Consider the following 24,082-nt stretch of genomic DNA (forward strand, 5'->3'; position numbering starts at 1 on the left):
CACAATAAAGGGATCGCTATGAGTCAAAACGAAAAACCGAATGCCCAGCCACTTGTCTTGGGTCATGGTCCACGTACATTTGAAGTTTTTCTTGAGCCGACCTGCCCATTCTCAGTTCGCGCTTTCAATAAGCTCGGCGCACTGTTGGAAAAAGTGGGTGAAGATAACGTCACGGTGAAAATTCGCCTTCAGTCGCAACCATGGCACATGTTTTCAGGTGTGATTGTGCGCTGTATTCTGGCGGCATCCACCCTGCCAGAAGGCCGGGAAGCGGCGCTTAAAGTGATGCAAGCCGTTGCCGATCATCGTGAGGAATTTGAGTTTACCGATCATTGCAGCGGGCCAAATATGGATGCTACTCCGCAGCAGATTATTGACCGTATCGAACGTTATAGCGGCGTGCAGTTGGCGCAGGCATTTGCTCATCCGGCATTGCAGAATGATATTAAGTGGCACAGTAAATATGCCCGCCAGAATGGGATTCATGTTTCACCGACCTTCATGGTGAATGGCCTGGTGCAGGCCGATCTCGGCAGCGGTGATGATATAAGCGTCTGGGCAGAACGAATTTTAGCTTAAGCCGCGAAGCACATAGAATTGTGAGCAGGAGAGATTAAATGATACATGTCTTTGGCCATTTAAATCCGGACAGCGATACCATCTGCACGGCCTATGTGGCTGCGCGTTGGCTAACGATTAAAGGGCAACATGCTCAGGCGTTTCGCCTCGGTGAGTTAAATAGAGAAACAGTCTACATTTTCCGCCATGCTGACCTGACGCCCCCGCCACTGCTTAATGATTCTCTTGCCGGCAAAGATGTCTGGCTGGTTGATTTCACCGAACCCGCACAAGGGCCGGCCTCGCTCAATGAAAGCAATGTCGTCGGAATTATCGACCACCACCGTCTTGGCGGCCTGATCACTCAACTCCCTCCTGAAGTCTGGATTAAACCTGTCGGCAGCAGTGCGACATTGTTATGGCAGTTGATGGTTCCCGCTCATCGCCGTGAGATATCCCCTGGTGAAGCCATTTTGCTATTGGGTGCCGTATTAAGTGATACCGTCGCACTTCGATCACCGACCACCACTGAAGACGACCACCTGGCCGTTGATGAGCTCTGTGCTCTCGCAAAAATTGAGCGTGAGGATTTCATTCGTGATTTGCTGACGGCCAAGACAGATATCATCGGCTTGAGCGCGGATGAGTTGCTCAACAAAGACAGTAAAATGTTCGATATTTTGGGGAATAAAGTCCTCGCCGCACAACTCGAATTATATTCTCTTGAGCAGGCGGAGCCGCTGATTGATGAGCTTAAATCAGCCATGGATCTGCGGGTCACCACATCAGGGGCCGGGTTGGTTGTTTTGATGCTGACCGATATCAGCACGGAGTGCTCAAGGCTCTATTTTGCTGGCCCGGCACTTGCCGATAACGCGCCCGTTACCATCGCCGGAATGTTAAGTCGCAAAAAACAGCTGCTCCCCTGGCTGCACACTCGACTCAGCCAGACTGCACCATAAAAAAAAGCCCATTAAAAAATGGGCTTTAATTCAATGAAGAAACGACAGTTATTATTGTTACCTAACGACTGATTATTCCCACTCGATAGTTGCTGGCGGTTTGCCAGAAATATCGTAAACCACGCGGGAAATGCCGTTAACTTCGTTGATAATGCGGTTGGAGACACGGCCAAGGAAATCATATGGCAGGTGCGCCCAATGCGCTGTCATAAAGTCGATGGTTTCAACTGCACGCAGTGATACAACCCAATCGTATTTACGGCCATCTCCCATCACGCCAACAGAGCGCACCGGCAAGAACACAGTGAACGCCTGGCTCACTTTGTTGTAGAGATCTGCTTTATGCAGTTCTTCAATAAAGATCGCATCAGCACGACGCAGCAGGTCGCAATACTCTTTCTTCACTTCGCCCAGCACACGCACGCCAAGGCCTGGGCCCGGGAACGGATGACGGTACAGCATGTCGTAAGGCAGGCCGAGTTCCAGGCCGATTTTACGCACTTCGTCTTTGAACAGTTCACGCAACGGCTCAACCAGCCCCATCTTCATCTCTTTCGGCAAGCCGCCCACGTTGTGGTGAGATTTGATGACGTGTGCTTTACCGGTGGCAGAAGCCGCTGATTCGATAACGTCAGGGTAAATGGTGCCCTGAGCCAACCACTTCACATCTTCCAGTTTCAGTGCTTCTTCATCGAACACTTCAACGAACACACGGCCGATGATTTTACGTTTCGCTTCTGGATCGTTCTCGCCTTTCAACGCGGACAGGAAACGCTCTTCGCCTTTAACGTGAATAATATTCAGGCCAAAGTGGTCGCCAAACATATCCATCACTTGCTCTGCTTCATTCAAACGCAGCAGGCCGTTATCTACGAACACGCAAGTCAGACGGTCGCCAATCGCGCGGTGCAGCAGCATTGCGGTAACGGATGAATCCACGCCACCGGACAGGCCAAGAATCACCTTGTCGTTGCCGACTTGTTCACGCAGGCGAACAATCGCATCTTCGATAATTTTTGCCGGAGTCCACAGCGCTTCGCAACCGCAGATATCCAGAACAAAACGCTCCAGCAGACGCTGGCCCTGGCGGGTATGGGTCACTTCCGGGTGGAACTGCACGCCATAAAAACGTTTTTCTTCGTTTGCCATAATTGCAAACGGGCAAGTCTCAGTACTGGCAACGGTCACGAAGTCCGAAGGAATCGCGGTGACTTTATCGCCGTGGCTCATCCAGACATCCAGCAGTGGCTTACCATCTGCACTCAGGGAGTCTTCAATACCACGAACCAGCGCGCTGTCAGTTTTCACTTCAACTTGCGCGTAACCGAACTCACGTTCGTTGGAGCCTTCAACATGGCCACCAAGTTGCATCGCCATGGTCTGCATGCCGTAGCACACACCAAACACGGGTACACCTGCGGTAAAGACATATTCAGGCGCACGTGGGCTGTTCAGCTCAGTGGTACTTTCCGGGCCACCAGAAAGGATGATACCGCTTGGATTGAATTCACGAATCTGTGCTTCCGTGACATCCCATGCCCACAGCTCACAGTAAACGCCCAACTCACGCACACGGCGCGCAACCAGTTGGGTGTACTGAGAACCGAAATCAAGGATAAGTATGCGATGTTTATGGATATTTTCCGTCATTGACGCTTATTCCGAGGCAAGTGAAACAGATAAAGTAAATCGCCCTAAACATTGGCTCTAAATAATTCGAGTTGCAAAAAGGCGGCAAGCTCGTGAATCCCCAGGAGCTTACAAAAGTAAGTGACTGGGGTGAGCGAGTGCAGCCAACGCATTTGCAGCTCGAAGTATGACGAGCAATCAGGTCGAAAAGAATTAAGAGCCCATGCGGTAATTTGGGGACTCTTTAGTGATCGTCACATCGTGCACATGACTTTCCTGAATGCCCGCACCACTGATGCGTACAAATTCCGCTTTGGTACGCAGGTCGTCGATGGTAGCACAGCCGGTCAGGCCCATACAGGAACGCAGGCCGCCCATCTGCTGATGAACGATCGCTTTCAGGTGACCTTTGTACGCCACACGACCTTCGATACCTTCCGGTACCAGTTTGTCGGCTGCGTTGTCAGTCTGGAAGTAACGGTCAGAAGAGCCTTTGGACATCGCGCCCAGAGAACCCATACCGCGGTAGGATTTGAAAGAACGGCCCTGGTAAAGTTCGATTTCACCTGGAGATTCTTCAGTCCCTGCCAACATGCCGCCAACCATTACCGCAGATGCACCAGCAGCGATAGCTTTAGCAATATCACCAGAGAAACGGATACCGCCGTCAGCGATAACAGGAATACCCGTCCCTTCCAGTGCTTCAACAGCATCAGCAACCGCAGTAATTTGCGGAACACCTACGCCGGTAACGATACGAGTGGTACAGATTGAACCTGGACCGATACCCACTTTAACCGCACTCACACCGGCATCAGCCAGAGCGCGAGCGCCAGCAGCAGTCGCGACGTTACCGCCGATGATTTGCAGGTCAGGATATTTAGCACGAGTATCACGAATACGTTGTAGAACGCCTTCGGAATGGCCATGAGAGGAGTCAATCAGTAAAACATCGACACCAGCGGCCACCAGAGCGTCGATACGCTCTTCGTTGCCTGCACCTGCGCCAACGGCTGCCCCAACACGCAGACGGCCCTGGTCGTCCTTACAGGCGTTAGGTTTACGTTCTGCTTTCTGGAAGTCTTTTACGGTGATCATGCCGAGCAGATGGAAATTGCTGTCTACAACCAGCGCTTTCTCAACACGTTTTTCGTGCATCTTGGATAACACGACATCACGCGCTTCGCCTTCTTTCACGGTAACCAGACGCTCTTTCGGAGTCATGTACACGCTAACAGGCTGGCTCAGGTCGGTAACGAAACGAATATCACGGCCAGTAATAATACCAACCAGTTCGTTACCTTCGGTCACGACAGGGTAACCCGCAAAGCCGTTACGCTCGGTGAGTTCTTTAATTTCGTGCAGGGTGGTTGTCGGCAACACGGTCTGTGGGTCAGTAACAACACCACTTTCGTGTTTTTTCACGCGTTTGACTTCAGAAGCCTGGCGTTCAATCGACATGTTTTTGTGAATGAAACCAAGTCCACCTTCCTGAGCCAATGCAATGGCCAGACGGGCTTCCGTTACGGTATCCATGGCTGCGGACAGCATAGGGATATTCAAACGAATAGTTTTGGTCAGTTGGGTGCTGAGATCGGCCGTGTTAGGCAGAACTGTAGAGTGAGCTGGAACGAGGAGAACGTCATCAAACGTCAGTGCTTCTTTAGCGATTCGTAGCATGGCAATATCTCAACCTGGGGTGAATGAGAACAGATAAAATATTGCCGCGGCATTATACAGAGCGGAATCGATTGCATCCACACTTTTTTCAGAAAACTCCTTGCCAAGTACGATATGAAAGATACTATTGACCGAATAACCCGCTGATTTAAAATTTGATCTGGCTCACATGTCATCGATAAATTCCCCTTCAATTTTTACCGTCAGCCGTCTGAATCAGACGGTCCGCATGCTGCTGGAACAAGAGATGGGGCAAGTCTGGATCAGCGGTGAAATTTCCAACTTTACCCAACCGGCTTCCGGTCACTGGTACTTCACACTTAAAGACGATACAGCTCAGATTCGCGGAGCAATGTTTCGCAACAGTAATCGGCGAGTGACTTTCCGCCCGCAACATGGGCAGCAGGTTTTGGTGCGTGCCACCATCACGCTTTATGAACCGCGTGGCGATTACCAGATAATCGTTGAAAGTATGCAGCCTGCCGGTGAAGGGCTGTTGCAGCAGCAATATGAAGAATTAAAACAGCGCCTCACCGTTGAAGGTTTGTTCGACCAAATTCACAAGCAGCCATTGCCGGCGCCTGCCCGTCAGGTTGGCATCATCACGTCAAAAACCGGTGCTGCACTGCATGATATTTTGCATGTGCTAAAACGTCGTGATCCCTCGCTGCCGGTGATCATTTACCCGACTGCGGTGCAGGGTAACGATGCGCCAATGCAAATTGTTCGCGCCATCGAACTTGCGAACCTGCGCAAAGAGTGTGATGTGCTGATTGTTGGGCGCGGCGGCGGTTCACTGGAAGACTTGTGGAGCTTTAACGATGAGCGCGTTGCCAGGGCTATTTTCGCAAGTAAGATCCCGGTCGTTAGCGCCGTAGGGCATGAAACTGACGTCACGATCGCCGATTTTGTGGCAGATGTTCGCGCCCCTACTCCTTCTGCTGCCGCAGAGATTATCAGCCGTAACCAGCTTGAATTATTGCGCCAGATTCAGTCCCACCAGCAGCGTATGGAAATGGCGATGGATTACTATCTCGCCCAACGCACGCAGCGTTTCACTCGTTTGTATCACCGTTTACAACAGCAACATCCGCAACTGCGTTTAGCACGCCAGCAAACCACGCTTGAGCGTTTACAGCAACGCTTGACCGTCGCAATGGACGCAAAGCTGCGCCGCGGTACCCAACTGCAGCAACGCCTGATGCAGCGTTTGAATCAGCAACAACCGCAGCCAAGAATCCATCGTGCGCAGACTCGCCTGCAACAGCTTGAATATCGTTTATCGCAGGTTGTTACCGCACAGCTGAACAATACCCGGCAGCGCTTTGGCACCGCTATCGCTCAGCTTGAAGCTGTCAGCCCGCTGGCAACGCTCGCTCGTGGCTATAGCGTAACAACGGCGACAGACGGCAAAGTGCTGAAGAAAACCAAACAGGTGCATTCCGGGGATACGCTCACTACGCGTCTTGAAGATGGCTGGGTGGAAAGCCAGGTCACCGGCATTACACCGATGAAACCTGTTCGCAAACGTAAAATTGCGGCGAAAAGTTAGAACTTAGTCAGCAACGGGCACGAATTCGACGCGTTTTTTTGAAATCAACCCGTGGCCGTTCTGGCAGAAATAGTCGACGGCCCCACAAGCTTTTAAGACTTCCAACAGTTTGTGGCAATCCGGGCAGCGGGCCTCCAGGTGAAATTCCTGCTGGCATCTTTCGCAGTGCGCACCTGAGTCTGTTTGCTGTAGCAGTTGTTCACACACTGGGCATTTAATTTCCATCATCACTCCTTACAACACTTCAATGAAAGCCTGAGCCTGTTGTCTTCGATGATAAAGACAAACAGGCGAATAAGCATCATTAACGCTCTTTGTCGCCTACTCTCCCAAATGTAACAATATCGCACCCCAAAACAGTGCAACACACTTCAACACTTCCCGTCTTGTTCATCCAGACATCACTATCTATATGATTAATTTTAATTTTATATTCTGGCATCCTGTTTGCATCGCCTTACAAATACTGTGACTAATGGCGAGGCAGTAAATAATGACAACGCAAACAACAACACTAAAAAGAACACTGGGCAGCTTCCGTCTTTGGGGAATTGCTGTAGGGCTGGTGATATCCGGGGAGTATTTCGGCTGGAGTTATGGCTGGGCTCAGGCGGGAACGATGGGGTTCCTGATTGTCGCAATCGCGATTGCCGCAATGTACTGCGCGTTTATCTTTAGCTTCACCGAACTAACTACGGCAATTCCTCATGCCGGTGGGCCGTTTGCTTACGCTTACCGGGCATTTGGGCCTACCGGAGGATTCATTGCTGGTTTCGCGACGCTTATCGAATTTGTTTTCGCACCGCCCGCCATTGCCATGGCAATTGGCGCCTATCTCAATGTTCAATTCCCGGCGATTGATCCTAAGTGGATAGCCTGCGGCGCGTATCTCATCTTTATGACGCTCAATATTCTTGGCGTCGGTATTGCCGCCACCTTTGAATTAATTGTCACGCTGCTGGCTATCTTCGAGTTGCTGGTATTTATGGGCGTGGTAGCACCGGGTTTCTCGTGGGAGAATTTCACGGCCAATGGCTGGGCTGGCTCAAATAGTTTCAGCGAGCTGGCATTACCTGGGATGTTTGCCGCAATTCCCTTTGCTATCTGGTTTTTCCTCGCCATTGAAGGCGCTTCAATGGCGGCAGAAGAAGCAAAAGACCCACAACGCACCATTCCACGCGCACTTGGCGGCGGTATTATCACTCTGACTGTTCTGGCCATTGGCGTGATGGTTTTCGCTGGCGGCGTCGGCGACTGGCGTACGCTAGCTAACATTAACGACCCGCTACCGCAGGCAATGAAAGTGGTAGTTGGCAGTAACAGCGGTTGGTTGCATATGTTGGTTTGGCTGGGATTGTTCGGCTTAGTTGCCTCGTTCCACGGCATTATTATGGGCTATTCCCGCCAAATTTATTCTCTGGCACGAGCGGGCTATCTACCGGCAAGGCTCGCCAAACTTAATAGCCGGACTCGCACGCCGACGCTGGCAATTCTTGCAGGCGGTGTTGTCGGGATCGCAGCTATTTTCTCTGACTCACTTATCACCATCAGTGGAATGCCGCTCACCGCTTGTATTGTAACAATGTCAGTATTTGGCGCGATTGTTATGTACATCACATCGATGGCGGCACTGTTTAAATTGCGCCGCAGCGAGCCAAATCTCATCCGCCCGTTCAGAGCCCCACTCTTCCCGTTTGCCCCTGCCTTTGCCCTGGCGATGGCCGTCTTGTGTCTGGCTGCGATGGTATACTACAACACATTACTGGCGATGATTTTCGCCGCCATGATGTTGGCAGGTTATATCTGGTTCAGAACCACAGCGAGTGCACGAGAGCGTGCGGCATTGGATCCACAACTTCGGGCAATCTCCTGAGGAGGAGAAATGTATAACACCACTCTGGCGCATCGCAGTTATCGGTTCGCCAGCCTCAAGGCGCTAATGGCTAAAGCATCCCCGGCGAGATCCGGGGATAACCTGGCAGGAATCGCAGCAGAATCAGCTGAAGAGCGGATGGCCGCAAAAATAGCGTTGGCTGACGTACCATTGCGTGAAATTCTCGATAACCCGCTAATTGCATACGAAGATGACGAAGTCACCCGCCTGATTATTGATACTCACGATAAAACTGCTTTCAAGACCATCAGCCATTTAACCGTAGGTGATTTTCGTGACTGGCTGCTTGATGACACCACCGATAGCGAGACCTTACGCAGCGTCGCAAAAGGCATCACACCGGAAATGGCAGCAGCAGTAAGTAAGTTGATGCGCAACCAGGATTTGATCCTGGCAGCGAGCAAATGCCAGGTGACGACAAAATTTCGCAATACCATCGGATTACCTGGCCGGCTCAGCGTACGTTTGCAACCCAATCACCCAACCGATGATTTGAAAGGTATAGCTGCCAGTATGCTCGATGGGTTGCTGTACGGTGCAGGTGATGCGGTGGTGGGTATTAATCCGGCAAGCGATAGCCTGCCCGTGCTTGAACGACTGAACTACATGATGGATGACATCATCAGCCGTTTTGCTATTCCGACTCAGTCCTGCGTATTAACTCATGTGACTAACACATTGCAGCTGATTGAACGTGGTGCCCCCGTAGATTTAGTTTTTCAGTCTGTAGCGGGAACCGAAGCCGCCAACAGTGGTTTTGGAATTAATCTGGCGCTGTTGCAAGAGGCTTACGATGCAGCGTTAAGTTTAAATCGCGGTACGCTCGGCACTAACGTGATGTATTTCGAAACCGGCCAGGGCAGTTGTCTGTCTTCTAATGCGCATCATGGTGTTGATCAGCAAACTTGCGAAGCCCGCGCCTATTCTGTCGCACGTCATTTCAATCCGTTGCTGGTAAACACAGTCGTAGGATTTATTGGCCCTGAATATCTGTATGACGGTAAACAAATTATTCGTGCCGGCCTGGAGGATCATTTCTGTGGCAAGTTGATGGGGCTGCCGTTGGGTTGTGATGTTTGCTACACCAATCACGCCGAAGCGGACCAGGATGATATGGATACCTTGCTTACTCTGCTGTGCAACGCCGGGCTCACCTTTTTAATCGGTGTGCCGGATGCTGATGACATCATGCTCAACTATCAAAGCACTTCATTCCACGACGCCCTGTATGTCCGCCGCTTGTTGGGACTTAAACATGCACCTGAGTTCGCTGAATGGCTGATCCGTATGCAGATCATTGATACTCATGGGCAGCTTCGCTTAAACGGGATCAACCATCCACTGCTGGCCGCTCTCCCTTAAGGGGTAAACTTATGAATTCAGATGCCTGGACATTGCTGCGGGAGTTCACCGATGCGCGCATCGCACTTGGACGCAGTGGCGCAAGTCTGCCAACCAAAGAAGTGCTGAATTTTGGCCTTGCTCACGCGCAGGCCAGGGACGCAGTTCATCAACCATTCCATAGTGATGAGATCAGCAACGAATTAGCCGAATTGGGCCTAATGACCTTCACAGTTAAGAGTGCTGCTGAAGACAGACACATCTATTTGAACCGGCCCGATTTAGGTCGCCAGTTGAGTGATGGAAGTCGGAATACGCTACTAACCAGCAATATTGGAAGTTACGACCTGTTGCTGGTGATTGGTGACGGGCTTTCTTCTCATGCGGTCCACCGTCAATCTGTTGCGTTAATTCGTGAACTTCTGCCCTATGTAAAAACGCTTGGGCTTACGCTTGCCCCAGTCGTACTGGCGCATCAGGCGCGTGTTGCACTTGGAGATGATATTGGTGAGATACTAAATTGCAAAGCCGTAGCAATGCTGATTGGCGAGCGCCCCGGACTTTCATCGCCTGATAGTTTGGGCGTGTATCTGACGTGGAAACCAGAGCGCAAACGACTGGAGTCAGAACGCAACTGTATTTCTAATATTCGCCCGGAAGGGCTGAGTCATTGTGCTGGCGCATTTAAACTCGCCTGGTTACTAGAGCAAGCATTTTTGCGCCGTTTAACTGGTGTAAAACTGAAAGATGAAAGCGATAACCCCGCCTTGCGGCAGAGAATTAAGCCGCTTATCGGTTTAGAATAGTTTTTTATGGGCCAGCGACGGATATTGAACGTTCCATTTCGCTATTTCCTGCTTCAACCGAGCTGGCATCGGCATATTAATTAAAATGTTATCCGGTGGTACTGGCGATAAAAACCATTTGTTATAAATCTTGTCAAATTCGTTAGTAAAAAACATTTCCATCATTGCATTATTAACTGCTTTTTGCAGCGTAATTGATTGACGGGGCAACGCTAATGCAAATGGTTGTGCAGCAATAAGATTATCCTGGGAGATATTATAGCAACCCGGTTTTGCACTTGCAGCCTTGAGCGAATACAGCAAAACATCATCAGCAACAAATACAGAATTATTAGTCACTTTCATCTCCTCAAACCCCGATACTGCCGATTGAGAAAGATGGGTAAAAAGCGAATAACCTAACCTAACATTTAACTTTGCTACAGCCTCCACGGCGATATCACCGGAAGTGACAAAAATAGTATGGCCGGACAACATTTTGATGCTGCCGAGGTGATCCTCTTTATGTGAAATAAATGCTGTAGAAGCATAAAAATAAGGCATTGAAAATAATAGAAATTGCCTTCGATCACTGGTATTGGTTATGTTAGAACATTCAACATCAGATTTATGAGTCAACAGTGACTGGAAACGTGCGGCTGGAGATACTTTAATCCAATGAATCTCCAGTGGCTTTCCCCCCAATTCCTTCCCAAGATGTTCAGCCACGCTTTTGCATAAATCAATAGCTATACCCGTGGGTTTACCTGCCAGTGTGTAGGAAAATGGAAACTCACCCTCCAAATAGGAAAAAGTAATGCTGTGATTATTTTTAATATTAGTTATCGAATCATCTGATCTGACAATAAATGAAAATAAAGAAAAAAACAAAATCACAACATATTTCATCAGACCAAGTGTTGACTTTAACATTTTGATTGTTCGCTAATGTGTTCTCTTTTATTAAGTAATACATAGAGAGGTTTGATGATGCAAGCTTTCAGGTGATTAAAAGCCGCTCGTTTAGAAAGGATATAGATAATGCATCATTTTGTATTTTTTTGTTATGAATGCATTATCGTTTCATTAATAACAAAGTGATATTTCTTTGTGGGATTTTATATTGTATGAGTTATAGAACCACAATTATATGAGACCTTATTATATTTTATTTTACTTTTTATATTATAATCGTTAGTAAAATATCACTGCTTTGACCTAAGGTTTGATCATGAAAAAGTACACTCTCATTGCACTTGCCCTACTTCCTCTGGCTTCATTCGCCGCTCCGCCACAGGCATTCAATTTTAGCTGTGGGAAAACTACTGGCGTCTACAGCGACGGCAATGGTGGCGTTTGGGTTGATGGCAAAAAAGCGACGGTTAAACAGAGCAGCCCATCCTACTGGGAAGCAACCAGTGGAAAAACGGTTATCAGTATTGTGCGTTCAACAGAAGGTAATCCTGACATTTCTTTCACAGGCCCGAACCGTATCCATGGGGTCTGTTTAGCCGAGGATGAAGTGAGTTTTGCGCCTACTGCACAGAAGAAAACCCCAGCCAAAGCTGGTCCATCATTTTCTTGTGCTGCGGTAACTAAAGGCAGCATGGAAGATCTTATCTGCCAAAGCTCCACGCTATCAGCAATGGATCTTAAATTGACCGAAACCTACAAACAGGCGCTGGTAAAATCCCATAATAATTCAACGCTTAAAGCCGAGCAGCGTGGATGGATTAAAGGAAGAAATGAGTGCTGGAAGGAAGACGATAAAAACGCATGCCTTGCAGACTCTTATCAACAGCGTTTGAGTGAACTGCAAAGTAAGTATCAAATTAAGGAATAACGGTTATAAAAAAACCCGGTGTGAAAACCGGGTTTTTACTTTTCGTAAGCGGTTATCTCCGCAACAAATTATTTGCTTTTCTTGATGTGTTTAATCAAGCGCTGACGTTTACGCATCTGGTTCGGCGTCAGGGTGTTACGTTTGTTGGCAAACGGGTTCTCCCCTTCTTTGAACTGAATACGAATTGGCGTACCCATTACATCCAGCGATTTGCGGAAGTAGTTCATCAGATAACGTTTGTAGGAGTCTGGCAGGTCTTTTACCTGGTTACCGTGAATCACAACGATTGGTGGGTTATAACCACCGGCGTGAGCATATTTCAGCTTAACGCGACGGCCACGTACCAACGGTGGCTGGTGATCTTCAGCAGCCATAGACATGATACGAGTCAGTAACGCCGTGCTTACGCGACGAGTAGAACTGTCATACGCTTCACGAACAGACTCAAACAAGTTGCCTACACCGCTACCGTGCAGCGCAGAGATAAAATGAACGCGAGCAAAGTCGATAAAACCAAGACGGTAATCCAGGGTCTCTTTAACTTGCTCTCTGACTTCGTTGCTCAGACCATCCCACTTGTTGACCACAATTACCAGTGAGCGCCCACTATTCAGGATAAAGCCGAGCAGAGAGAGATCCTGATCGGAAATACCTTCACGAGCATCAATTACCAGCAATACAACGTTGGCATCTTCAATCGCTTGCAGCGTTTTGATTACCGAGAATTTCTCAACGGTTTCAGTGATTTTCCCACGCTTACGTACACCTGCGGTGTCGATAAGAATGAATTCGCGATCATCACGTTCCATTGGGATGTAGATGCTGTCACGGGTAGTGCCCGGCATGTCGTAAACCACAACGCGGTCTTCGCCAAGAATACGGTTAGTAAGCGTTGACTTACCTACGTTCGGACGGCCAACAATCGCCAGCTTGATGGGTAAATCGATAGGGTTGAAGGCTTCTTCTTCCTCTTCTTCTTCCATCTCGTCATCTTCAGACACAATGCCATGTTTAGCATTGAATGCAGCCCAATAGGCTGCATCTTCATCAATTTCTTCTTCCGGCTCACGCGGATTTTTTTCGTCAATGAAAGGAATCAGAACGTGTTCAAGCAGGGTTGTCACGCCACGGCCATGAGAAGCAGCAATAGGGTGAATCTCACCTAAACCCAGAGAGTAGAAATCAATAACCGCCTGGTCAGGGTCCATACCATCAGTTTTATTCGCTACCAGGAAGGTAGGTTTCTGACGTGAGCGCAGGTGTTTAGCAATAGCTTCATCGGCAGGCATCAGGCCTGCACGCGCATCAACCATAAACAGCACGACATCGGCTTCTTCAATCGCCAACAACGATTGTGCCGCCATATGCGTTTCAACGCCGTCTTCCGTGCCATCAATACCACCGGTATCAATAGCGATAAATTCGCGACCTTCCACTTCAGCACGACCATACTTGCGGTCGCGAGTCAGCCCCGGGAAATCCGCGACCAGCGCATCTCGGGTACGCGTCAAGCGGTTAAACAACGTGGATTTTCCGACATTAGGGCGCCCGACAAGCGCAACCACAGGTACCATGATTAAAACCTCATAACTCAAAATTCATCTTAAAACGACGTCAAATCACATCGTTTCTAAAAACAGGAAACGGCTCCTGGACTACCGGAACCGTTTCGCACTTAAAAATACTTCAGGCAAATTTAACGCTTGATAGCGTACAACGTACCGTCTTTCGCCTGAATCAACAGCTTGTCGCTGGCAACAACTGGCTCAGTCTGGAAGCCAGAACTGTCCACTTTTTGTTGAGCAACAAAGCGGCCATCGTCGGCATTGATCCAGTGCATATACCCTTCGCTGTCACCTACAACCAGATAACCGTTGTACAGAACAGGAGAGGTCAGATTACGGTGCAGCAGGTCGCTTTGCGTCCACAGCGTTACACCGCCATCAGCATTCAGAGCCACAACGCGGTCATTCTGATCGACAAGGAAAATACGATTCGCATCAACGATGAAGTCGTTTACTGAACCCAGTTCACGTTTCCACATCACCTGACCTGAACGTAAGTCCAGTGCAGTCAGGTTACCGTTATATGCCAGAGCATAGACCACACCATTAACAATGACAGGTGTGGTATCAACATCGCTCAAACGGTCAATTTCGGTAGCACCGGTTGCCTGAGAGATACGCTGTTGCCAAATAAGCTGACCTTGCTTCATTAACACAGCGCTAACGCGACCGTTATCACCGCCGACAATCGCAGCACCAAACGCTACTGCCGGTGCAGATTCACCGCGCAGAGAAAGTGCTGGCATATCCAGGTTGACGGTCCATTTCACTGCACCATCAGTTTCATCAAATGCCTGAAGCTGGCCATTGCTGGTGTGAACCAGAACTACACCGTCGCTGACCACAGGACGAGAAAGGACTTCGCCTGCAGCTTTACTTTGCCACGCAATACTACCATCAGAGGTGTTAAGCGCATAAACCTGCGCTTTCTCACTCCCAATGTATACGTGTGCACCATCAACTGTTACACCACCAGAAAGCAGTGCTGGCAGGTTGCTGGAGTAGAAGTTTGTCTTTTCAGACAGATCAACAGACCAGACTTCTTTACCATCATCCGCGTTAACGGCTTTAACGGTACCACGGCGGTCTGCGGCATAAATATTGCCGTCCTGCCATGCTGGATGCAGATTGGAATAGAAATCACCAATACCGCTACCAACGGAAGTACTCCATGATTTTTCAGGTTCAAACTGGTTTTCAACTGTCGGCAGTGGAGACATCTTTACCACGTCTTCTTCACCGCTAAACAGTGAACAACCGCTGAGCAGCGTCAGAGAAATCAGCCCTGGTACAAGTAGTTTACGCAATTGCATCGGGTCCCTCTTAGCTCGACAAATTATTAATTTTCATCTGCATCATTTCGCGCAGGGCTGGAGAAGCATCAGTTTGTGAGCCTTTGCTCCACGCATCGCGTGCACCTTGCTTGTCCCCTTTGCTGAGCAGCGCTTCACCGCGCAAATCAGCAACAATCGCTACCCAACCTTCGCCTTTAATGCTGTCGAGGGTTTTCAGCGCCGCATCAGATTGCTTTTGTTGTATTTGAATACGTGCCAGACGTGCGTTGATCAGCGCCTGCAAATTTGCATCGCTGGTGCTGCTCAGGCCTTGCTGCAATTGAGCTGCCGCTTTCGCCAGATCATTGTTATCAGCATACTTCTGAGCCAATTCCAACGACGCTAAAGCACCATATGTATTCTTTGTGCTGGCAGCGAATTTCTCTGCAGCACTCAGTGTTGCAGGTTGATCGGCACGCACAGCATCTGTCACAGTTTGATATTCGAGAGAAGAAGCCATCGAGCTTTCAACCTGATGACCGTTCCAGTAACGCCAACCAACCAGTGCGCCAATACCTAATACGACACCAACCACTAGCGCTTTGCCGTTTTCAGCAAAGAAGCGTTTTACTGCATCAACCTGTTCGTTATCGTTTTCGTAAATTTCCACGCAGTCCTTCTCCTTAACGATTTATCACCGGGGAAATTAACCCAGTAGCGCCTGCAAATGAGCGACCGCGTTTACTTGCTCAACGGTAGTTTGCTCACCTGTGCGCAGATCCTTCACGACGACCTGACCACTTGCAACTTCGGTTTCGCCCAGCACCAGAGCTACACAAGCGCCCCACTTATCAGCACGGACGAACTGCTTCTTGAAGTTGCCACCGCCATAGTTGGTCATCAGCTTAATAGCCGGGACCTGATCACGTAATTGCTCAGCCAACAGCATCGCTGCCGCTTGCGTTCCCTGACCTGACGATATCAGGTAAATATCGACAACAGATTCTGCTTTAAATTCCGGGTTGATAGCTTGAACCAGTAAAACAAGTCGTTCCAGACCCATGGCGAAGCCAACAGCAGGTGCCGCACGGCCCCCCAGTTGCTCGACCAAACCGTCGTAACGGCCACCCGCGCAAACGGTGCCTTGGGAACCCAGGCTGCTTGTCACCCATTCGAAAACGGTGCGGTTGTAGTAATCCAGACCGCGTACCAGGCGCTGATTCACGGTATACGCGATACCAGCAGCATCCAGGTATTGGCACAGCCCTGCGAAATGCTCACGGGACTCTTCGTCCAGATAGTCGCCAAGCGTCGGCGCATCATCCAGCAGAGCCTGAACTTCAGGATTTTTAGAGTCCAGTACGCGCAATGGGTTGCTGTACATGCGACGCTGACAATCTTCGTCAAGCTTCTCTTTATGCTGCTCCAGGAACGCGACCAGCGCATCACGGTAGTTAGCACGCGCTTCTAGCGAACCAATTGAGTTCAGTTCCAGACTTACGTGCTGGTCGATACCCAATGCACGCCACCAGCGAGCAGTCAGCATGATAAGCTCAGCATCAATATCTGGCCCTTGCAGACCAAATACTTCGACACCCAGCTGATTGAACTGGCGGTAACGCCCTTTTTGCGGACGCTCATGGCGGAACATCGGCCCGATGTACCACAAGCGCTGTTCCTGATTGTACAGAAGACCATGTTCGATACCGGCACGCACGCAGCCCGCGGTGCCTTCAGGACGCAGAGTCAGGCTATCGCCGTTGCGGTCCTCAAAGGTATACATCTCTTTTTCAACCACGTCGGTCACTTCACCGATTGCGCGTTTGAATAACGGGGTCTGCTCTACAATCGGCAAACGGATTTCACTGTAACCGTAGCTGCCGAGCACCTGTTTCAGAATGCCTTCAATGCGCTGCCAAATGGCGGTTTCGCCAGGCAGGTAATCGTTCATGCCGCGGATGGCTTGAATGTTTTTTGCCACGTTTATTCTCTACCGAATTTATACAAAAAATGAACCCGAAATCAGACTGCTTGCTTTAGCAAAACGTCTGGCGGGTTCAATCATACACGGGAAGCCGAATGCTTCCCATGTTTCGCTCTATTTTTCCAACTGCTGGATACTAATCCGCTGCGATTCATCAAGCATGGAAGCCTTGGCACGAATACGCGCTTCAAGCTGCGCAATCATGTTTTCGTTATCCATTCGCTCGCGCTGACGCACACCGTCTTCGTAGAAACCACTCATTTTGTGGCCACCGGTCACGCCCAAAGTGGAAACCAGCGCTTCGCCCGGCCCGTTCACCACACAACCAATAATTGAAACATCCATTGGCGTGATGATGTCTTCCAGGCGCTCTTCGAGAGCGTTCACGGTACCAATAACATCGAACTCCTGGCGTGAACACGTTGGGCAGGCGATAAAGTTAATACCGCGAGCACGGATTCGCAAAGATTTCAGAATGTCGAAACCGACCTTGATCTCTTCAACCGGATCGGCAGCCAGTGATACGCGCAGCGTGTCACCGATGCCTTCGGAAAGTAGTAAGCCGAGGCCAATCGCCGATTTCACTGATCCGCTACGCATGCCGCCAGCTTCGGTGATCCCAAGATGCAGCGGTTGATCAATTTGCTTAGCCAGTAAACGATAGGATTCAACCGCCAGAAAAACGTCGGAGGCTTTTACGCTCACTTTGAACTGATCAAAGTTGAGACGATCCAGATGATCGACATGACGCAGCGCTGATTCTAACAACGCCTGGGGCGTTGGCTCGCCATACTTCTCTTGCAGATCTTTTTCCAGCGATCCGGCGTTAACACCGATACGGATCGGAATATTTTTATCCCGGGCACAATCTACAACGGCGCGAATACGCTCTTCGTTGCCAATGTTGCCAGGGTTGATGCGTAAGCAATCGACGCCATACTCAGCAACTTTGAGGGCGATACGATAGTCAAAATGGATATCAGCGACCAACGGGACGTTGACCTGCTGTTTGATGAGCTTGAACGCTTCTGCTGCGTCCATCGTTGGCACGGATATACGAACGATATCTGCCCCAACTCTTTCTAAGGCTCGAATCTGGTTAACAGTAGCTTCAACATCCGTAGTACGGGTGTTGGTCATAGACTGAACGGCGATCGGTGCCCCGTCGCCGATTGGCACATTCCCTACGTAGATCCGTTTGGATTTTCTACGTTGAATTGGGGCTTGATTATGCATTATAAATCTCCACAATTACGCGTCATGCTGGCTGCGATTATTCAGCACTTACTGTCAGACGTGCAACCTGGCTAGTTCTGATAAAGCGACTCAAATCGACAGGTTTACCCTGGAATTGAATCTGAACCGCAGCTGGAGCACCAATTTTCAACTTATACGGTGCCTGACCGGCTAAATTCAAATTGCCATCTTTACGCTGCATACCGCTGAACAATTTCTTGCCGGTTGCGTCAGTCACTTCAAGCCAGCAATCGGCGTTAAAGTTCATCACTAATGCATTCGGGTCAGCTGCAGGAGCCGTAGTCACAGCAGCCTGATCGGTAGGGAGTGCGGCATTTTGCGCCGGAGCCGTTGGTGTTGCAGTGGCTTGCGCATTATCTACAGGTGCCTGGCTTGGTGCCACTACTGCGGAAGAATCCGCTGTAGTGGTTTGCTGAGCCGTTGCTGCCGGAGCCTGATTTGATGCTGAGTCAGTCACTGGAGCAGGCTGCGATGCCGCTGGAGTCTGCACAGGTTGCTGTGCAGAAGTATCAGCAGTAGATGAATCGCTGGTAGTTAAAGGTACTGACTGAGAGTTGCTGTTGCTGGCAGAAAGTTCAGCTGAAGATTGATCGGCCATAGTCGAAATCTCTTCCTGCTGCGCTTTGTGGTTTTGCCACCACCATGCACCTGTCAGGCCGACAACGACAAACAACACGAGCCAGGTAAAGCTCATCAGCCAACCGTCACGTTTCTTACGGCGTTTCCCCAGTGAAAAACTTTGCATCGGAGCCACTTTAGCAGCCCTGATAGGTGCCTGTTTTTCCATCATTGGCAACAGTTCTTCTTCCGGAATACGCACAAGACGTGCATAAGAACGGATATAACCACGCAGGAAGGTAGACGCTAACTCGGCAGGTGCCTTGTCATCTTCAATATCCCGAACGGTAGAAACTTTCAGGCACAGGCGTTCGGCCACGGCTTGTTGGCTAAGACCGAGTTCTTCACGGGCAACACGTAAACGTTCACCCGTGGTTTTTTCTGCATTTGATTCGTGAGTGGCTTCAGTATTCATTAGCTACAATTGCTGGGACTGTTCGATTGAGGAATTAGGCAGGAGTCTTGTAGCACAGCGTTTCCGCTTGACCACGCTCTCCCGCTTCGCGAAACAAATCTGTGTTCTGGAAGGTAAAACTCCAGACAACATAACATTCAGCTCAAACTACTTGTTCACATAAATATGCTGCATTTTGTGAACGACTTAATCACTGATGAGTTAACCATAGACACCATTTTTAATGTTGTCAGTCAATTGCGACCAGCGATGGCTTAAATAGATGCGCCTAAACTATTGTTGTACCGTTACATACTGCCTTAAAGTACGGTGAAACGCACCGTAATTATTAATCTTAAAGTCACTAGCCAAACTTGCATAACTGCAAGATATAACTATGTGTTTTTTGAACCCCGCAGCATCACTGCCACAGGGTTCTTATCTGACTAGCGCAATAGTTTATCAGACTGCTTTAACATCAATAGGTTCACCTTGCATACGCTTACGTAACGTACGTTTGGTGCGGTCAATCACTTCGCCAGCCAGCTGACCACAAGCCGCGTCAATATCATCGCCACGCGTTTTACGCACGATGGTAGTGAAGCCGTAACTCATTAATACTTTTGAGAAACGGTCGATACGGCTGTTGGAGCTACGGCCATATGGTGCCCCAGGGAACGGGTTCCATGGGATCAAGTTAATTTTACATGGCGTATCTTTCAAGCATTCTGCCAATTGATGCGCATGCTCAGTACCATCGTTGACGTGATCCAGCAGAACGTATTCCACAGTGACACGGCCCTGATTGGCGTTGGATTTCTCCAGATAACGACGCACAGAGGACAGGAAAGTCTCGATGTTGTACTTTTTGTTGATTGGCATAATCTGGTCGCGAATTTCGTCGGTCGGAGCATGCAGAGAAATGGCTAATGCCACATCAATCATGTCGCCCAACTTATCCAACGCCGGAACCACACCTGAAGTAGAAAGCGTAACGCGACGTTTGGAAAGCCCGAAACCAAAGTCATCAAGCATGATTTCCATTGCTGGAACCACGTTGTTGAGATTCAGCAACGGTTCACCCATGCCCATCATCACGACGTTGGTAATAGGACGTACGCCAGTTTTCTTTTGCGCGCCGATAATTTTCGCCGCACGCCATACCTGACCAATGATTTCAGAAACACGCAGGTTACGGTTGAAGCCTTGCTGAGCTGTTGAGCAGAATTTACATTCCAGAGCACACCCAACTTGTGAAGAAACACACAGTGTGGCGCGGTCTTCTTCAGGGATATACACCGTTTCAACGAGCTGGTCAGCTATGCGGATTGCCCATTTAATGGTGCCATCGGCAGAACGCTGTTCTTCGGCAACTTCAGGAGCGCGGATTTCAGCGACTTCTTTAAGTCTGTTACGCAGCACTTTGTTGATGTCAGTCATTTCATCGAAGTCATCACTGCAATAGTGATACATCCATTTCATGACCTGATCGGCGCGGAATGGTTTTTCGCCCATTTCGGCAAAGAACTCACGCAGTTGCTGGCGGTTAAGGTCCAACAGGTTAATTTTTTCGGACTTGTTGGAAACGACTGAAACTGGTGTCTCAGGAGTGACAATTTGCTCTGACATAATTTCTTCCGGCCTCGTTGTTACACGTTACGGCCCCAGGTGGGTTAAAAAGATACGCCCCGAAGAGCAAGCTCATCCGGGGCGTAGCATTGTACAAATTCTATGGCACAGAAGCCATGGCTGAAAGCGACGTACATACAAATAAAATGTAACTGTCGCTTAACAGTTAATGCTTATTAGCGAGTGCGTGGGCAAACTTCGCCTTCCGCGAAGAAATAAGCGATTTCACGCGCAGCAGATTCAGCAGAATCAGAACCGTGAGTGCCGTTTTCGGTGAAGCTGTCAGCGTAATCTGCACGCAGAGTACCAGCCAAAGCGTTAGCCGGGTTGGTTGCACCCAGGATGTCACGGTGACGCTGAACGGCATTTTCGCCTTCCAGTACGCTAACCATGATTGGGCCGGAAGTCATGAATGCAACCAGACCGTCGAAGAAAGGCTTGCCTTCGTGCTCAGCATAGAAACCCTGAGCCTGTTCAGAAGTCAGGTGCAGCATTTTTGCGCCAACAATCTTAAACCCTGCGGACTCAAAACGAGCATAAATATTACCAATAACGTTTTTTGCCACCGCGTTTGGTTTGATGATGGAAAAAGTACGTTCAATAGCCATGATTACCTCTGTGTCTGTTCTGTTTGCCCGGACCCTGTAGGGATAACCGGTTATGATTTGGCGCCGATTATAATGAGCAAGTCTCGCGTTGCCTATGGATGCGGGTAACATTTTTTTAAAATAAGATGAATATCGGCAACATTTTTAATGCAAACGCCTAAAAATTAGACTAACGCTCTACTGCAATACAAAATGAGCCGCGGCAATCTGCCCAGCTTCATCAAGAACCAAAACCTGGTACGCTCCCGGTTTATCCAGATTTAGTGCGATTCCGCTACTATTTCCATTGACCGGTTCACCGTTCAAAAACCACCAGCGATCGCCCTGTCCTCCCTGAGCACTTAAACGAAGCGGTAAGCGCAACTCACCGGGAAGACGCTTCAAAATAGCGCCCTCGCGAATCCCTAACAACAATAAAGGCGTAACTTCATCTTTCTGCTGGGGCGGGCATTGTTCTGACACTTCCGGCAAGCGGGCCGTACGTCTTTCACTTATCGGTAACCATGGTTCAAGCGGCAGCGGCCACAAAGAGATAATCTGCTGTCTGGCTCCCGAGCAATCAGCAGCCACGCGTTTTCCCTGTTCATCTAACCAGATGACCTTTCTTAACCCCTGTATCCCCTCCTGGCCCGGTGCTTCAAGCGTGGGCGGCTCGCTGTTATCGAGTAACCAGCCCGTTAATCTGCGCCGACAATTACGGTCTGTGGCTGGCAAGTTCTGCCCACCCGGCCAGCAAATTTGCCCTTCGGAAACAGACGGCGGACGAGGATCAACGGGCAGAAGCGCCTGCTGCACCGCGGAGCTGGCTTGTAGTAAGTTGTTAACCTGATTAAGTAGCGGTACAGCACTTCCTAAGCCAAACTGCCCCGCAACCGGTGTGCTATCCGGGCGCCCTGTCCAGATACCAATCACATAACGTGGATTAATTCCAACTGCCCACGCATCTCGATATCCATAACTGGTGCCTGTTTTCCAGGCTAAAGGCACGATTGCTGGCAATGTGGCATCGGGCTGCGGCTGCGCCTCTCCCGCAAGAATGCGGCGAATAATCCAGGCAGCACCAGCCGACATCAAGGGGCGTTCGACTAATGGTTGCTCTGGCTGTAAACGTAACTGCGCGGCTCGACCATGGCGAGCAAAAGCGCTATATGCGGCGACAATCTGATCAAGACGCGCACCGCCGCCGCCAAGGATCAGCGAGAGATTAGGTTCACTGCCTTGCGGGAAGCGCAAATCCAAACCAATGTTCCGCAATTGCGCGGCAAAACGTTTAGGGCCGTACGCTTCTAGCACCTGAACTGCCGGGAGATTAAGCGAACGCACCAACGCTTCACTCATACTCACCGGGCCATGAAAACCGGTATCAAAATTCCCTGGCCGATAATCACCAAAGCGGCGCGGCACGTCCTGTAACAATGACGTGGCGTGAATCAGCCCATCATCCAGCGCCAGACCATAAACAAAGGGTTTCAGCACCGATCCGGGCGAACGAATGGCAGTCACCATATCGACGTGCCCGAAACGGCTTTGATCGGTGATATCGGCTGAACCTACCCAGCCACGCACTTCCATCGTGGTGTGATCGACGACCAGTATCGCCATTGATGAGCGAGGCGGGAGCTGAGCTTTCCAGTTGAGTGCCAGTTCTTCCAACTGGCGCTGCAATGGCGCATCGAGCGTCGTCGTTATTTTCTGATCTTTGCTGCGATTCACCAAATAGCGTGAAAGCAACGGGGCCAATTGCGGCATTTGCCGTGGCACCAGCCATACCGGTTCTTCGAGAGATTCTTTTACCTGCTGTGGCTCCCAGACGGCTTGCTCAGCCATACGCATAAGAACTTTGTTACGTGCGGCTTGAGCTCTCTCAGGCCAGCGATCCGGGCGCAAACGGCTTGGTGCTTGCGGAAGAACCGCCAGTAAAGCGGCTTCAGCATAACTCAGGTGTTGCGGGGATTTTCCGAGGTAAACCCAACTGGCAGCCCCCACTCCCTGTAACGTCCCGCCAAACGGTGCGCGGTTAAGGTAGAGCGTGAGAATTTGTTCTTTCGATAGATGCCATTCGAGTTGCAAAGCGCGCCAAACCTGGCGGATTTTACCCCCAAATGTACGAGGGTGCGGGTCAAGCAAGCGGGCGACTTGCATCGTCAATGTACTGCCACCGGAAATCACTTTGCCGCTAAGCAAATCCTGCCCGGCTGCACGCAAAATCGATAGAGGATTAATTCCCGGATGATCCCAGAACCAGCGATCTTCATAGTTGATTAAGGCTTCGAGATAACGAGGTGAAACATCGTTTAACGTAACCGGATAGCGCCAGATCCCGTTCTCATCAGCGAAACGCCACAATGGAGTACCATCAGCCGCGACGACAACTCGAGCGGGATTAGCCTGAGAAAGCGGCAGCGGCCAAAGCTTGTCTGCCAGCCAAATCCCCAGACATAAAATAATTGGCAGCACCACCAGGAAATAGCGATGCCGCCAGCGAAATGGCTTTAGCATTTTGCCTTGC

The 24,082-nt window shown here is 49.8% G+C and carries 20 protein-coding genes; 7 read left to right on the plus strand and 13 right to left on the minus strand.

Translation table 11 applies throughout. From position 1 onward, the window contains the following. The first annotated feature begins 18 nt into the window (after nucleotides 1-18). Nucleotides 19-579, plus strand: coding sequence for a DsbA family protein (locus LVQ77_RS16600; protein WP_232905012.1), 561 nt, complete (start codon nucleotides 19-21; stop codon nucleotides 577-579). 38 nt (nucleotides 580-617) lie between these two features. After that, nucleotides 618-1,520, plus strand: coding sequence for a DHHA2 domain-containing protein (locus LVQ77_RS16605; protein WP_232905013.1), 903 nt, complete (start codon nucleotides 618-620; stop codon nucleotides 1,518-1,520). 72 nt (nucleotides 1,521-1,592) lie between these two features. Here the strand turns inward: LVQ77_RS16605 and guaA are convergent, their stop codons facing one another. Further along, entirely contained in the window at nucleotides 1,593-3,170 is a 1,578-nt protein-coding gene (gene guaA / locus LVQ77_RS16610) for a glutamine-hydrolyzing GMP synthase (RefSeq protein WP_064513022.1), read from the minus strand. A gap of 192 nt (nucleotides 3,171-3,362) precedes the next feature. Then, nucleotides 3,363-4,829, minus strand: a complete 1,467-nt coding sequence (gene guaB, locus LVQ77_RS16615; RefSeq protein ID WP_151995780.1) for an IMP dehydrogenase — start codon at nucleotides 4,827-4,829, stop codon at nucleotides 3,363-3,365. A gap of 169 nt (nucleotides 4,830-4,998) precedes the next feature. Between guaB and xseA the strand changes: the two genes are divergently transcribed. Continuing rightward, on the plus strand, nucleotides 4,999-6,381 hold the full coding sequence (gene xseA / locus LVQ77_RS16620; RefSeq protein WP_232905014.1) for an exodeoxyribonuclease VII large subunit: 1,383 nt from the start codon (nucleotides 4,999-5,001) through the stop codon (nucleotides 6,379-6,381). A gap of 3 nt (nucleotides 6,382-6,384) precedes the next feature. Here xseA and LVQ77_RS16625 read toward each other — a convergent pair whose 3' ends face one another. After that, the gene (locus tag LVQ77_RS16625; protein ID WP_232905015.1) at nucleotides 6,385-6,606 is read right to left on the minus strand and encodes a zinc ribbon domain-containing protein; all 222 of its coding nucleotides are present in this window, start codon (nucleotides 6,604-6,606) and stop codon (nucleotides 6,385-6,387) included. A 268-nt stretch (nucleotides 6,607-6,874) separates the two neighbouring features. Between LVQ77_RS16625 and eat the strand changes: the two genes are divergently transcribed. The 3 genes from eat to eutC are packed head-to-tail and all read left to right on the plus strand — an operon-like array spanning nucleotide 6,875 to nucleotide 10,422. Then, nucleotides 6,875-8,254 (plus strand): ethanolamine permease, encoded by a 1,380-nt coding sequence (eat, locus tag LVQ77_RS16630; protein WP_232905016.1) that lies wholly within the window; start codon nucleotides 6,875-6,877, stop codon nucleotides 8,252-8,254. Between the two features lie 9 nt (nucleotides 8,255-8,263). Then, on the plus strand, nucleotides 8,264-9,637 hold the full coding sequence (locus LVQ77_RS16635; RefSeq protein ID WP_232905017.1) for an ethanolamine ammonia-lyase subunit EutB: 1,374 nt from the start codon (nucleotides 8,264-8,266) through the stop codon (nucleotides 9,635-9,637). 11 nt (nucleotides 9,638-9,648) lie between these two features. Further along, nucleotides 9,649-10,422: an ethanolamine ammonia-lyase subunit EutC gene (gene eutC / locus LVQ77_RS16640; protein ID WP_232866119.1), complete on the plus strand. Its 774-nt coding sequence runs from the start codon at nucleotides 9,649-9,651 to the stop codon at nucleotides 10,420-10,422. Here eutC and LVQ77_RS16645 read toward each other — a convergent pair. Then, on the minus strand, nucleotides 10,414-11,334 hold the full coding sequence (locus LVQ77_RS16645; protein WP_232905018.1) for a transporter substrate-binding domain-containing protein: 921 nt from the start codon (nucleotides 11,332-11,334) through the stop codon (nucleotides 10,414-10,416). The genes eutC and LVQ77_RS16645 overlap by 9 nt on opposite strands. Nucleotides 11,335-11,632: 298 nt before the next feature. Between LVQ77_RS16645 and LVQ77_RS16650 the strand changes: the two genes are divergently transcribed. Beyond that, a complete protein-coding gene (locus LVQ77_RS16650) occupies nucleotides 11,633-12,244 on the plus strand; it encodes a lysozyme inhibitor LprI family protein (RefSeq protein WP_232866115.1) in 612 nt (203 codons plus the stop codon). A gap of 68 nt (nucleotides 12,245-12,312) precedes the next feature. On the opposite strand, the gene der is transcribed toward LVQ77_RS16650, so the two are convergent. The 9 genes from der to pbpC all read right to left on the minus strand — a co-directional run bounded on the left by der (nucleotide 12,313) and on the right by pbpC (nucleotide 24,072). After that, nucleotides 12,313-13,818 (minus strand): ribosome biogenesis GTPase Der, encoded by a 1,506-nt coding sequence (gene der, locus LVQ77_RS16655; RefSeq protein WP_232905019.1) that lies wholly within the window; start codon nucleotides 13,816-13,818, stop codon nucleotides 12,313-12,315. Nucleotides 13,819-13,940: 122 nt separating this feature from the next. Further along, nucleotides 13,941-15,122, minus strand: coding sequence for an outer membrane protein assembly factor BamB (gene bamB, locus LVQ77_RS16660; protein WP_232866112.1), 1,182 nt, complete (start codon nucleotides 15,120-15,122; stop codon nucleotides 13,941-13,943). Nucleotides 15,123-15,132: 10 nt separating this feature from the next. After that, complete coding sequence (locus LVQ77_RS16665; RefSeq protein ID WP_232866110.1) at nucleotides 15,133-15,753, minus strand: YfgM family protein; 621 nt, start codon at nucleotides 15,751-15,753, stop codon at nucleotides 15,133-15,135. Nucleotides 15,754-15,789: 36 nt separating this feature from the next. Next, nucleotides 15,790-17,064, minus strand: a complete 1,275-nt coding sequence (gene hisS / locus LVQ77_RS16670) for a histidine--tRNA ligase (protein WP_232905020.1) — start codon at nucleotides 17,062-17,064, stop codon at nucleotides 15,790-15,792. 117 nt (nucleotides 17,065-17,181) lie between these two features. Further along, nucleotides 17,182-18,303, minus strand: a complete 1,122-nt coding sequence (ispG, locus tag LVQ77_RS16675) for a flavodoxin-dependent (E)-4-hydroxy-3-methylbut-2-enyl-diphosphate synthase (RefSeq protein WP_232866109.1) — start codon at nucleotides 18,301-18,303, stop codon at nucleotides 17,182-17,184. 37 nt (nucleotides 18,304-18,340) lie between these two features. Continuing rightward, nucleotides 18,341-19,357, minus strand: coding sequence for a cytoskeleton protein RodZ (gene rodZ, locus LVQ77_RS16680; RefSeq protein ID WP_232905021.1), 1,017 nt, complete (start codon nucleotides 19,355-19,357; stop codon nucleotides 18,341-18,343). 441 nt (nucleotides 19,358-19,798) lie between these two features. Continuing rightward, the gene (rlmN, locus tag LVQ77_RS16685) at nucleotides 19,799-20,965 is read right to left on the minus strand and encodes a dual-specificity RNA methyltransferase RlmN (protein WP_151995793.1); all 1,167 of its coding nucleotides are present in this window, start codon (nucleotides 20,963-20,965) and stop codon (nucleotides 19,799-19,801) included. A 176-nt stretch (nucleotides 20,966-21,141) separates the two neighbouring features. After that, nucleotides 21,142-21,573 (minus strand): nucleoside-diphosphate kinase, encoded by a 432-nt coding sequence (gene ndk / locus LVQ77_RS16690; protein ID WP_064513049.1) that lies wholly within the window; start codon nucleotides 21,571-21,573, stop codon nucleotides 21,142-21,144. 177 nt (nucleotides 21,574-21,750) lie between these two features. After that, entirely contained in the window at nucleotides 21,751-24,072 is a 2,322-nt protein-coding gene (gene pbpC / locus LVQ77_RS16695; protein WP_232905022.1) for a peptidoglycan glycosyltransferase PbpC, read from the minus strand. Nucleotides 24,073-24,082 lie beyond the last annotated feature (10 nt).

This window comes from Buttiauxella cochleicola (genome assembly GCF_021282435.1).
Taxonomy (GTDB): Bacteria; Pseudomonadota; Gammaproteobacteria; order Enterobacterales; family Enterobacteriaceae; genus Buttiauxella; species Buttiauxella massiliensis.

Coding starts and splice junctions, on each gene's coding strand:
- LVQ77_RS16600 (WP_232905012.1), top strand. CDS start 19: ATGAGTCAAAACGAAAAACCGAATGCCCAGCCACTTGTCTTGGGTCAT.
- LVQ77_RS16605 (WP_232905013.1), top strand. CDS start 618: ATGATACATGTCTTTGGCCATTTAAATCCGGACAGCGATACCATCTGC.
- guaA (WP_064513022.1), bottom strand. CDS start 3,170: ATGACGGAAAATATCCATAAACATCGCATACTTATCCTTGATTTCGGT.
- guaB (WP_151995780.1), bottom strand. CDS start 4,829: ATGCTACGAATCGCTAAAGAAGCACTGACGTTTGATGACGTTCTCCTC.
- xseA (WP_232905014.1), top strand. CDS start 4,999: ATGTCATCGATAAATTCCCCTTCAATTTTTACCGTCAGCCGTCTGAAT.
- LVQ77_RS16625 (WP_232905015.1), bottom strand. CDS start 6,606: ATGGAAATTAAATGCCCAGTGTGTGAACAACTGCTACAGCAAACAGAC.
- eat (WP_232905016.1), top strand. CDS start 6,875: ATGACAACGCAAACAACAACACTAAAAAGAACACTGGGCAGCTTCCGT.
- LVQ77_RS16635 (WP_232905017.1), top strand. CDS start 8,264: ATGTATAACACCACTCTGGCGCATCGCAGTTATCGGTTCGCCAGCCTC.
- eutC (WP_232866119.1), top strand. CDS start 9,649: ATGAATTCAGATGCCTGGACATTGCTGCGGGAGTTCACCGATGCGCGC.
- LVQ77_RS16645 (WP_232905018.1), bottom strand. CDS start 11,334: ATGTTAAAGTCAACACTTGGTCTGATGAAATATGTTGTGATTTTGTTT.
- LVQ77_RS16650 (WP_232866115.1), top strand. CDS start 11,633: ATGAAAAAGTACACTCTCATTGCACTTGCCCTACTTCCTCTGGCTTCA.
- der (WP_232905019.1), bottom strand. CDS start 13,818: ATGGTACCTGTGGTTGCGCTTGTCGGGCGCCCTAATGTCGGAAAATCC.
- bamB (WP_232866112.1), bottom strand. CDS start 15,122: ATGCAATTGCGTAAACTACTTGTACCAGGGCTGATTTCTCTGACGCTG.
- ispG (WP_232866109.1), bottom strand. CDS start 18,303: ATGCATAATCAAGCCCCAATTCAACGTAGAAAATCCAAACGGATCTAC.
- rodZ (WP_232905021.1), bottom strand. CDS start 19,357: ATGAATACTGAAGCCACTCACGAATCAAATGCAGAAAAAACCACGGGT.
- rlmN (WP_151995793.1), bottom strand. CDS start 20,965: ATGTCAGAGCAAATTGTCACTCCTGAGACACCAGTTTCAGTCGTTTCC.
- ndk (WP_064513049.1), bottom strand. CDS start 21,573: ATGGCTATTGAACGTACTTTTTCCATCATCAAACCAAACGCGGTGGCA.
- pbpC (WP_232905022.1), bottom strand. CDS start 24,072: ATGCTAAAGCCATTTCGCTGGCGGCATCGCTATTTCCTGGTGGTGCTG.